Origin of the sequence: Rhizobium sp. BK196 (assembly GCF_014193255.1) — a bacterium.
Taxonomy (GTDB): Bacteria; Pseudomonadota; Alphaproteobacteria; order Rhizobiales; family Rhizobiaceae; genus Rhizobium.
In genome coordinates, this window is record NZ_JACHZB010000005.1 from 278,206 (window position 1) to 289,249 (window position 11,044).

General features: G+C 59.2%; 10 protein-coding genes and 1 pseudogene. 9 read left to right on the forward strand and 2 right to left on the reverse strand.

The window, feature by feature from the left end:
- The first annotated feature begins 35 nt into the window (after positions 1-35).
- From FHT78_RS18810 to FHT78_RS18820, 3 genes are all read left to right on the forward strand, one after another.
- A complete protein-coding gene (locus FHT78_RS18810) occupies positions 36-1,229 on the forward strand; it encodes a D-alanyl-D-alanine carboxypeptidase family protein (RefSeq protein WP_183747185.1) in 1,194 nt (397 codons plus the stop codon).
- Positions 1,230-1,364: 135 nt separating this feature from the next.
- Positions 1,365-2,042: a dTMP kinase gene (tmk, locus tag FHT78_RS18815; RefSeq protein ID WP_183747187.1), complete on the forward strand. Its 678-nt coding sequence runs from the start codon at positions 1,365-1,367 to the stop codon at positions 2,040-2,042.
- On the forward strand, positions 2,035-3,060 hold the full coding sequence (locus FHT78_RS18820; RefSeq protein WP_183747190.1) for a DNA polymerase III subunit delta': 1,026 nt from the start codon (positions 2,035-2,037) through the stop codon (positions 3,058-3,060). The genes tmk and FHT78_RS18820 overlap by 8 nt, the downstream gene beginning before the upstream one ends.
- Here the strand turns inward: FHT78_RS18820 and FHT78_RS18825 are convergent, their stop codons facing one another.
- Positions 3,061-3,849, reverse strand: a complete 789-nt coding sequence (locus FHT78_RS18825) for a sulfite exporter TauE/SafE family protein (protein ID WP_183747193.1) — start codon at positions 3,847-3,849, stop codon at positions 3,061-3,063.
- 234 nt (positions 3,850-4,083) lie between these two features.
- On the opposite strand from FHT78_RS18825, the gene metG reads away from it, so the two are divergent.
- Genes metG through FHT78_RS18840 form a run of 3 tightly spaced genes read left to right on the forward strand, consistent with a single transcriptional unit; the run spans position 4,084 to position 7,250 of the window.
- A complete protein-coding gene (metG, locus tag FHT78_RS18830) occupies positions 4,084-5,634 on the forward strand; it encodes a methionine--tRNA ligase (protein WP_183747196.1) in 1,551 nt (516 codons plus the stop codon).
- Between the two features lie 4 nt (positions 5,635-5,638).
- Positions 5,639-6,421 (forward strand): TatD family hydrolase, encoded by a 783-nt coding sequence (locus FHT78_RS18835; RefSeq protein WP_183747199.1) that lies wholly within the window; start codon positions 5,639-5,641, stop codon positions 6,419-6,421.
- A 4-nt stretch (positions 6,422-6,425) separates the two neighbouring features.
- The gene (locus tag FHT78_RS18840; protein WP_183747201.1) at positions 6,426-7,250 is read left to right on the forward strand and encodes an MBL fold metallo-hydrolase; all 825 of its coding nucleotides are present in this window, start codon (positions 6,426-6,428) and stop codon (positions 7,248-7,250) included.
- On the opposite strand, the gene FHT78_RS18845 is transcribed toward FHT78_RS18840, so the two are convergent.
- Positions 7,235-7,846: a TerC family protein gene (locus tag FHT78_RS18845; protein WP_183747204.1), complete on the reverse strand. Its 612-nt coding sequence runs from the start codon at positions 7,844-7,846 to the stop codon at positions 7,235-7,237. The two genes, FHT78_RS18840 and FHT78_RS18845, sit on opposite strands and share 16 nt — an antisense overlap.
- A gap of 191 nt (positions 7,847-8,037) precedes the next feature.
- On the opposite strand from FHT78_RS18845, the gene FHT78_RS18850 reads away from it, so the two are divergent.
- The 3 genes and pseudogenes from FHT78_RS18850 to FHT78_RS18860 all read left to right on the forward strand — a co-directional run bounded on the left by FHT78_RS18850 (position 8,038) and on the right by FHT78_RS18860 (position 10,732).
- On the forward strand, positions 8,038-8,706 hold the full coding sequence (locus FHT78_RS18850; RefSeq protein ID WP_183747207.1) for a DUF2161 domain-containing phosphodiesterase: 669 nt from the start codon (positions 8,038-8,040) through the stop codon (positions 8,704-8,706).
- 150 nt (positions 8,707-8,856) lie between these two features.
- A pseudogene (locus FHT78_RS18855) lies at positions 8,857-8,994 on the forward strand (helix-turn-helix domain-containing protein); the annotation flags it as partial.
- Between the two features lie 97 nt (positions 8,995-9,091).
- Positions 9,092-10,732, forward strand: coding sequence for a winged helix-turn-helix domain-containing protein (locus tag FHT78_RS18860; protein ID WP_183747210.1), 1,641 nt, complete (start codon positions 9,092-9,094; stop codon positions 10,730-10,732).
- The last annotated feature ends 312 nt before the right edge of the window (positions 10,733-11,044 follow it).

Here is an 11,044-nt window from a genome sequence, read left to right on the forward strand (position 1 = left end):
TCCTGAATCAACCCGCACGATCAATGGGAATTGCGATGTTGAAGCCGTTGCTTCGCCTCCTTGCATGCCTGCTCTTGCCAGCTTCCGCAGCCATTGCCGCAGAGGGCACAGAGGCCGGCTTCGTCACCAAGGCCGCGCAGGCCTATATGATCGAAGCTTCTACCGGCACTGTACTTCTCGCCAAGAACGAGAACCAAGTTTTCGCGCCTGCCGCGCTTGCGAAGCTGATGACGATGGATCTCGTTTTCGATGCCGTCAGCAAGGGGCAGATTTCGCTCGATACCGAATATCCGGTTTCCGAATATGCCTGGCGCACCGGCGGCGCGCCCTCACGTGCGGCCACGATGTTTGCAGCGCTGAAATCGAAGGTTCGTGTCGAGGACCTCATCAAGGGTGTGGCGATCCAAGGCGCCAATGATGGCTGCATCATCCTTGCCGAGGGCATGGCCGGCAGCGAAGACCAGTTTGCGGCATCGATGACGCGTCGCGCACGCGATCTCGGCATGGACAAGGCCGTCTTCGGCAATTCAACCGGAATCCCCGATGGCAAAAGCAAGGTGACGGCCAGGGAACTGGTGACGCTCGCCACCGATCTGCAGACATCCTATCCCAATCTCTATTCCTATTTCGCCCAGCCTGATTTCGAGTGGAACAGGATCTTCCAGCGTAATCGCAATCCGCTGCTCGGCATGGATCTCGGCGCGGACGGCCTGGCGACGGGCTTTACGGAAGGGGAGGGCTATTCGATCGTCGCCTCGGTGCAGCGCAACGGACGGCGCCTCTTCGTGGCGCTTGCCGGCATCGCCTCGGACAAGGAACGGACGGAGGAGGCCAAGCGGGTGCTGGAATGGGGGCTCACAGCCTTCGAGAGCCGTCAGGTCTTTGCCGACAAGGAAGTCATCGGTGCTGCAAGCGTTTATGGCGGCATGGCGCGCACCGTTGATCTCGTCGCCAAGGCACCGGTCAGCGTCTATGTTCCCATCAACAATCCTGACCGGCTTGCGGCCCGCATCGTCTATCATTGGCCTCTGATAGCCCCCGTGAAGGCCGACACGGAAGTCGGAACACTGCGCATTGTTTCCGGCAACAGGATGTTGCGTGAGGTCCCGCTCTATACGGCGCAATCCGTGGAAGTGGGATCGCTCACCAGCCGGGCAGTCGATGCGTTGCTCGAACTTGGCGAGTCGCTGTTCTTCTCCTGGCTGTGGGACAAGCCCGAGCAGAGCTGATACCTTTTCTCGAGGCCAATACAGCCGTAATTTGCCGGGGAAGGCGAATATGTCGCCGTGGCAAAAGGTTTCACTCCGCAACATCTTCGGATAGATAGAGTAAGAGCGTGGCGCTCAGAATGCAGGAAAGTATCATTGTCGTCCGGTAAGGGTTTGTTCGTTACGTTTGAAGGCGGAGAGGGTGCTGGGAAATCCACGCAGATCCGCCGCCTCGCCAAGGCCCTCGAGGCCGAAGGCCATGACGTGCTGTTGACCCGGGAGCCGGGAGGCTCGCCGGGCGCCGAAGCGGTGCGCCATGTGCTGCTGTCCGGTGCGGCAGAAGCGTTCGGCACTCGCATGGAGGCGATCCTCTTTGCCGCCGCCCGCAACGACCACGTCGAAGAGGTCATCCGGCCCGCTCTTTCGAACGGCAAGATCGTGCTCTGCGACCGCTTCATGGATTCCTCGCGCGTTTATCAGGGTGTTACCGGCAATCTGGAACCGGATTTCATCGAAACACTGCAGCGAATCGCCATCAACGGTGTGATGCCTGACTGTACGCTGATCCTCGATATTCCAGCCAAGCTGGGGTTGGAGCGCGTCGTCAAGCGAAACCCCGACGGCCCCGACCGTTTTGAGAAGGAGACGCTCGAGACGCACGAGAAGCGTCGCGAAGCCTATCTCGATATCGCCGCGCGTGAGCCTGAGCGCTGCCATGTCGTCAACGCCACGCAGCCGGAAGAGGCGATTGCCGCGGAAATACTTACCATCGTCAAGCAGTTGCTGAAGCCATCGGCCGGAGCGCGGATGCCGGAAGCGGCGCATCATGAGTGAGGACAGCCCAGGACTGCTCGACGGCGCCATCTGGCCGGCCGAGAACACGAAGCTCTTCGGGCATGAAGATGCCGAGGATTTCCTGGCTCAATTCTATCGCTCCGGCAAGGGCCATCATGCGATCCTGATCGAGGGGGCCGAGGGCATCGGCAAGGCGACACTGGCCTTCCGCTTCGCCAACCATATTCTATCGCATCCCGATCCGGCCACCGCGCCGGAACGCATTGCCGATCCGGATCTCGGATCTGCTGTCAGCCGGCAGATCGCCTCAGGCGCCTCGCACAATCTCCTGCATCTCGCTCGTCCGGTCGACGAGAGGACTGGAAAGGTCAAATCGGCGATCACCGTCGATGAGGTACGCCGGGCCGGCAAGTTCTTCTCGCAGACCTCGGGCACCAACAACTGGCGCATCGTCATCATCGATCCCGCCGACGACATGAACCGGAATGCGGCAAACGCCATCCTGAAGATCCTCGAGGAGCCGCCGAAGCGGGCGATGTTCCTTGTCCTGTCTCATGCGCCGGGAAAGCTCTTGCCAACGATCCGGTCGCGCTGCCTGCCGCTGAAGCTTGCACCCATTGATGATAGTGCGTTGGTTTCAGCACTTGCCCATCTCGGCATTCAGGGGGATGGGCAGGCCCTGCTTTCCGCCGCAAAGGGCAGCGTCGGCGAGGCGCTGAAACTGCTGAACTACGGCGGCGGCGAGATCATTCAGGCCTATAACGACGTTCTGTTCTCCGAGGGGCCAGCGGCACGCAAGGCTATGCACCGCCTTGCGGATGCGCTTTCGGGCAAAGAAGCTGATACGATCTTCGATTTCTTCGTCAGCCATGTGGGCGATGACGTGATGAACCGCGCGCGTCTTGCCGCCGGTGAAGGGCAGATTGCGGCAGCCGAGCGGCTGGCGCGGCTCTATTCCGAAATCACCGAGAAGCTCACCATCTCCGACGCCTATAATCTCGACCGCAAACAGACGATCATGGAAGTGCTTTCGGAGATCAAGCAGCCCCGCGCCTGATCAACCCGTCAGCAGCTTCCAGGCAACAATCCCCAGCGTAATGGCAAGCACAATACGAATGGTGCGCTCGTGCAGCTTCGGTGCGAGAAGGCTGCCGACAACGATGCCGGGAATGGAGCCTACGAGCAGGGCAAGCAGCATCGACCAATCGATCTCTCCGATGAGCCAGTAACCCGTGCCGCCGATAAGCGTCAGGGGCACTGCATGGACAATGTCGGAGCCGACGATCTCACGCACATCGAGCCGCGGATAGAGGACAAGCAGGATCGTGACGCCCAGGGCGCCGGCGCCGACGGAGGTCAGGGTAACGAGCACACCGAGCACGAAACCGAGAACGACCGTGAAGATGGCGATGGTCGCCGGTTTCGGCGGCATGCGCTGGCCAATGGCGCGACGGGCAAATTCGAGGATCTGGCTACGGAAAACCAGCATGATTGCGGTCATGACCAGTAGCCAGCCGAGGGCGGTGGTGATGGTATTTGCGACGCCAATGCTCTTGCGGTCGACGCCGGCCATCAGCCACAGCATCGAAAGCGCGGCAGGGACGCTGCCGGCCGCAAGACTGCCGACGATCTTCCAATTGATACGTCCATGCACGCCATGAACAGCCGTGCCGACTGTCTTGGTGATGGCTGCGTAGAGAAGATCGGTCCCGACGGCGGTCGCCGGATGGACACCGAAAAGGAGCACCAGAAGAGGTGTCATCAGCGAACCGCCGCCGACGCCGGTGATGCCGACCAGCGCTCCTACCATGAGACCAGAGAGAGAATAGAGAGGCTCGAACGTCAAATACGCGCCTCCGAGGGCGCGCGGCCATGACTATTCCGATCGATGAAAAATGGCACTTCGCTACCGCCCCGCTCTCTTGCGACAGAAGGGGTAGATTGCGCCAGAACGCGAGTCAAGGTCATCAATACGTGGCCCGGAAATCGTCGGCGGCTGCCAAACTTGATGTTTCGCTTGTGCGAGACATGCGCTAATAGCGGCTGACGATTTTTATAGAGTAAGCCGGAATTGGCCGCCATGACAGACAAGACTCCCTTCTACATCACGACCGCGATCTCCTATCCCAACGGCAAGCCGCATATCGGCCATGCCTATGAGCTGATCGCAACCGATGCCATGGCGCGCTACCAGCGCCTCGACGGCAAGGATGTCTTCTTTCTGACGGGTACCGACGAGCATGGCCAGAAGATGCAGCAGACAGCGCGTGCTGAAGGCATCACGGCACAAGCACTTGCCGACCGCAATTCCGGCGAATTCCAGGCGATGGCGAAGCTGCTCAATGCTTCGAATGACGACTTCATCCGCACCACGCAGGAACGTCACCACGAGACTTCGCGCAACATCTGGAACCTGATGGCCGATAATGGCGACATCTACAAGGATTCCTATGCCGGCTGGTACTCGGTGCGCGACGAAGCCTATTACCAGGAAAATGAAACGGAGCTGCGCGCCGATGGCGTGCGCTACGGGCCGCAAGGCACGCCAGTCGAATGGGTGGAAGAGGCGAGCTATTTCTTCAAGCTCTCAGAATACCAGGACCGGCTGCTGAAGCACTACGAGGAAAACCCCGATTTCATCGGCCCGGCCGAGCGCCGCAACGAGGTGATTTCCTTCGTCAAGTCGGGCCTCAAGGACCTGTCGATCTCACGCACCACCTTCGACTGGGGTATCAAGGTACCGAACGATCCCTCGCATGTCATGTATGTCTGGGTCGACGCGCTGACGAACTATATTACAGCCACGGGGTATATCGAAGATAGGAACGGACCGCGGGCGAAATACTGGCCAGCCGACGTGCATATCATCGGCAAGGACATCATCCGTTTCCACGCCGTCTACTGGCCGGCCTTCCTGATGTCGGCGAAGCTGCCGCTGCCGAAGCGCGTTTTTGCCCACGGCTTCCTGCTCAACAAGGGCGAGAAGATGTCGAAGTCGCTCGGCAATGTCGTCGATCCGGTCAATCTTGTGAACCATTTCGGCCTCGACCAGGTGCGCTATTTCTTCTTGCGCGAAGTCTCCTTCGGCCAGGACGGCAGCTACAGCGAAGAGGCGATCGGAACGCGCATCAATTCCGATCTCGCCAATGGCATCGGTAACCTTGCCAGCCGTTCGCTGTCGATGATCGTCAAGAATTGCGACGGCAAGATCCCGGAATGCGGACCACTGACCGATGAGGACAAGGCGATGCTGGCGCAGGCCGACGCACTGCATGTCTCGACGCGCGAAGACATGGGCAAGCAGCTGATCCATCGCGCTTTGGCTTCCATTATCGCCGTCGTCTCCGAGACCGACCGTTATTTCGCCGGCCAGGAGCCTTGGGCGCTGAAGAAGACCGATCCGGCACGCATGGGCACCGTGCTCTATGTGACTGCCGAAGTCGTGCGCCAGATTGCCATCTTGCTGCAGCCCTTCATGCCGGAATCGGCTGGCAAACTGCTCGATCTCGTCGCCGCGCCTGCGGATAAACGCGACTTCGCAGCGCTTGGTGAGGCCGGCCGTCTAGTGCCGGGAACGCCGCTCGAAGCGCCGAAGCCGGTCTTCCCGCGTTACATGGCTCCGGAGGCTTAAAGCCGTGCTGGTCGATACGCATTGCCATCTGGACTTTGCCGATTTCGAGGCCGAGCGCGACGACATCGTCGCGCGCGCCCATGCGTCCGGTGTCGCGCAGATGGTGACGATCTGCACTCGCGTGCGCAAGCTCGACGGGCTGCTTGCCATTACCGAAAAATACCCTTCCGTCTTCTGTTCGGTCGGCACGCATCCCAACAATGCGGGCGACGAGCTGGATATCCAGACGGAAGATCTGGTGCGGCTCGCCAATGCCCATCACAAGGTCGTCGCGATCGGCGAGGCGGGTCTCGACTATTTCTACGACACGCAGAAGCCCGAAGACCAGCAGACCGGTTTTCGTCGCCATATTGCGGCGGCACGCGAGACGCAGCTTCCGCTCGTCATTCACAGCCGCAGCGCCGATGCCGACATGGCGGCGATCCTGACCGAGGAAACAGGGAAGGGGGCCTTCCCCTTCATTCTGCATTGCTTCTCGGCCGGTCCCGAGCTTGCGAAGACCGGGGTCGAGCTCGGCGGCTACATCTCCTTTTCGGGCATCCTGACCTTTCCGAAATCGGAGGAACTGCGCGAGATCGCAAAGACGATTCCGCATAACCGGCTGCTCGTCGAAACGGATGCACCATACTTGGCGCCCAAGCGCTGGCGTGGCAAGCGCAACGAGCCATCCTACGTAGTGAATACGGCCGAGGTACTGGCTGATACGATCGGCCTTCTCTACGAGGAAGTCGCGCGGATCACCACCGACAACGCGTTCAGGCTGTTTTCGAAGATGCCGAGGATCTAGCGGCGTGTCACGGCGACAGCGGTTCACCATTCTCGGCTGTTCGTCGTCACCCGGTGTGCCGCGCATCACCGGCGACTGGGGCGCCTGCAATCCGGACAATCCAAAGAACAGAAGAACACGCGCCGCCTTTATGGTGCAGCAGTTTTCTGATGATGGCGCTGCAACGACCGTCGTCATCGACACGGGGCCGGATTTTCGCGAGCAGATGATCAGGGCAGGGGTCGATCATGTCGACGCAGTCCTCTACACCCATCCGCATGCAGACCATATCCACGGCATCGATGATCTGCGTGGCTATTTCCACAATACCCGCCGGCGCGTGCCGATCTTTGCCGATCAGTTCACCATGGACCGATTGCGCGACGCCTTCGGCTATTGCCTGGAAACACCACCCGGCAGCAACTATCCGCCGATCGCGCTGCCGATCGTAATCGAGGATCTGGAAAAGCCCATCGAAATCCATGGGCCAGGCGGAACGATCGCCTTCAAGCCGCATCTGCAGCAGCACGGCGACATCCATTCACTCGGGTTCCGCATCGGGGATGTGGCATATTGCAGCGATGTCAGCGATTTTCCGCCGCAGACGGTGGAGAAGCTGCAGGGGCTCGACATGCTGATCATCGATGCCCTGCAATATGCTTACCATCCCAGCCATCTTTCGCTGGAACAGTCACTCGACTGGATCGAGCGGCTTAAGCCCAGACGGGCAATCCTGACGCACATGCATACGCCGCTCGACTATGATGTGGTCACGGCGCAAACGCCGGACCATGTAGCGCCGGCGTTTGATCAGATGAGCTTCGAGGTCGAGGTTCAGCTGCCGATATAAGGGGCAACCTCGATATATCCGCGGTAGATCATGTCCAGCGAGACATAGAGAATGATCAGCAGGCCGACATAGGCGATCCAGCGATGCTTGTTGAGCAGCCGTGCGATGAGGTTCGCAGCGATGCCCATCAGCGCAATGGAGAGACCAAGGCCCAGAACCAGTACGCTCGGATGCTCGCGAGCGGCGCCGGCAACGGCCAGGACGTTATCGAGCGACATGGAAACGTCGGCGATGACGATCTGCGTTGCAGCCTGGAAGAAGGTCTTCTTCGGCGCCGATGCACCGGCTTCGGCCGCATGTTCTTCACCATGGCCGGCACGCAGCTCGCGCCACATCTTCCAGCAGACCCAGAGCAGCAGCAAGCCGCCGGCAAGCAGCAATCCGACGATTGCCAGCAGATAGACGGCCACGGAAGCGAACAGGATGCGGAGCACCGTTGCCGCCAGAATGCCTACAATGATTGCCTTGCGGCGCTGCGCGGCTTCCAGGCCGGCAGCAGCAAGGCCGATAACGACAGCATTGTCGCCGGCGAGAACAAGGTCGATAGCAATGACCTGCAGCAGGGCCGTCAAACCGGCCGCTGTGAAAATATCCATATTGAATTACCCCCGGGATACGCTTCGAGCGTGCTAGCGTCTTGAGGGTTTTCCGTCAACCTGCGAAGGGGTGCGTTGATGACCATCCACGGTCATTACGTGTAATCCGGTTGATGGCCATCGATGCGGTGTCCCGTATCATCGGATCGATGTAGATTATGGAACGATTCTTTTCTTCGATCCGCAGGCCCATGGAAACTTCGCTTTATCTGCCCGTGAAAGGCTTCCTCGAAAAGGCAGGTTATGTCGTCAAGGGCGAAGTCGGCGGCTGCGATCTCGTCGGCCTGAGTGATGACGATCCGCCTGTTGTCGTAGTCTGCGAGCTGAAGCTCAGCTTCAATCTCGAGCTCATCCTGCAGGGCGTCGATCGCGCGGCCATATCGGACGAGGTCTGGATTGCTGCGCGAATTTCAGCCAAGGGCAAAGGCCGGGAAGCCGATAAACGCTATCGCGATCTTTGCCGGAGACTCGGCATCGGCATGCTCGGGATTTCGGACGCCGGCGACGTCAGCATCATCGTCGGCTCCGTATCGCCAATGCCGCGAACCAATCCGAAGCGCCGATCGCGGCTGATGCGCGAGCACCAGAAACGCCGCGGCGACCCAGCGCTTGGCGGCAGCACGCGCACGCCGCTCATGACGGCATATCGCCAACAGGCGCTCGGCTGCGCGGCGGCGCTGGCATCGGGGCCGCTACGCGTTCGTGATATCAGGTGCGGTGTACCGGAAGCCGGCAAGATCCTGCTGTCCAATGTCTATGGCTGGTTCGAACGACTCGACAGAGGCGTCTACGGCTTGACGGATGCCGGACGGGAAGCACTCCAGCGGTGGCCACAGCCGGAGATGCAGGCGGCGCAGTAGTGGGTTGGAAGCCTGAGGTTCGAGAACGGGTTTGAATATTGGTTTCGGTTCCATAATCTATGTTATGCGATCTATTCTTGTAGCAGGTACATTCTATTTCCAAGTGCGACATGCCAATGATTTCCATGGCTTCACTTTGGAAATTTTGGCATGTCCCGCTGCTATTCGCAATTGACCCTGGCCGATCGTCGTCGCCTTCATCACCTGGTCGAGCGCAAGGTTCCGATCAATGAGATGGCCCGCCAGCTCGGTCGTCACCGCTCGACCATCTACGCTGAGATCAGGCGATCGCTTCTGTCAAACGACGTATGTTGTTTCGCGCAAACTCGTCTTATAGGCTTGCAGAATATTTTCGGTGTAAAGCCGCTCAATCGCCCGATTTGCGGTGATCGCTGGTCAGGCGGTTGGAATTGACATGATTTCGTTTGCGGATACAGGCAAGGCAAAAACTCTCCATTTTGGGGATCTGACAATCGACGAAGCTTGCATGTTTGCCCATCGCAACGGGCAGACTATCCAATTCACCAGAAACGAGCGCGCCCTGCTGCTCGCTTTCACCAGCAGTCCGCAACGTCTTATGACTCGCAGCCGTCTGCTAGATGAGATCGCTCAGCCGGGCTCCGATTCCTCCGATCGCAATATCGATTTTCTGGTCAACAGGTTGCGGCTGAAGCTGGGTGATAATGCAAAATCACCCATCTATATCGCCACCCAATATGGCGAGGGTTACGTCTGGATCGCGACGCCATCTCGCCGGGGTCCGATCGATGCATTCCTGGTCATCGGCCCAAGCTTCGAGCTTCAGAATCATCCGCTCCGTCAACAAGGCCTGTCCTTGATGGACAAACTTAGCGACCTGATTGCTGCAGGTATCGGCATCGGCCGCAGGGTCATTGTTGCCGACAGAAATCTTCTCTCTGCCTATGACAAGTCGCGCTATTTCCTGCAGGTGAGTTTTCATGCCGACACTGGCCGCCTCAATTGTGCGGCCACTCTGCGGGAAATGCCGTCAAAGCGGATCGTGAAAGCGTTTCGTCTGCATCTCGATGTCACAGATAATATCTCATTCGCAAACGAGGCGACGCGCGTATCTCAAGGCGTTGTCGATACTTTGCAACAAGCCCTCGAAGAGGCCTCCAACGGGCTCGGCATACCCTTGGATGAAACGCCTGAAGCCCGGCTCCGAAGGGCCTCAGACCTGCTTTCGACCTCGAATCCGAAGTGGCTGGCAAGCGGCGAGCAACTTGCTAAAGGCCGCTCGCAGGACCCCTTCGATGCCGACGCCGCGATTCAATGGGGCTTGCATCTCTTTGCGCGCCTTGTCCTGACCAGTCCGTTCGATGACGGCATGAGCCTGGAGGAACGCGATCGCATAGAGAGCGAGATCGAAGCGACCGTCCTGGACTGCCTGCCCGAAATCGAGGACAAACCGCTGCTGATGCTGGGCGCCGCCAAGCTTCTCTACTTCATCAACCGGGGCCATCTTGACCTCGCCGAGGAAATTGTCGAGAGCGCCCTCACCCGCACCCAAGACTCCACTGCCGGTCTGCCCATTCTCGGACAGCTGCGATATGCCCGCGGGCGTTTTGATGAAGCTGTCGGAATCTTCGATCAAGGCATTAGAGTGGCCGAACCGGGTTCCGAATTTCACCGCCACATGAGGGTCCTGAAGTGTATCGCAATGCTGGCTGCAGGCCACAGTGCGTCTTCGGCAGCACGGGCCACCGACATGGCTGACCTCGGCTCGGATTGCCCGCCTCAGATTCGCCTGATGATCGGCTGGATGGTCGCGGCGCCCGATCAAAGATTGTCGGATGCCTTGGAACACGCACTTGCGGCACTTGGTCCCGATCACGCTGCCGGCGCGATCGAGTATCTCTACTTCACCTCTGCGCGCCACGTAGCTCTGGAACAGGGTCGTGCAAACGTCATGCGCAACATGATCGCGCATGTGTCGCGATTGTACGGGAAACAAATCATTCCTGATTTTGTGCTTCGCAGCATCGGTTCCGTCGCGGCCGTCTAGGCCACCAGCGGCCATCAGAATATCTGTAGAAGCGCTCGAGAGTCAGCCGCGCCAGCCGCTCGTTCGGATCAATTACGACGCCGGTTTTTTCAATTCTCAAATATTGCACAAACAATTGCCTGATAGCCACGACGGCTGTTGCCGGCCCGACATCACGTCCTGACTGAGGACGGAAATCACGGACAACTGGTTGAAATTCCCAAGCGCGATGCGTCGAGCAAAACGCGCATTAAACTTTTTGAGGACCATGCGAACATGCCAATTCAAGCCAGGCGTATCCGATACACCATCACACTTTCGGCAGTGCTCCTA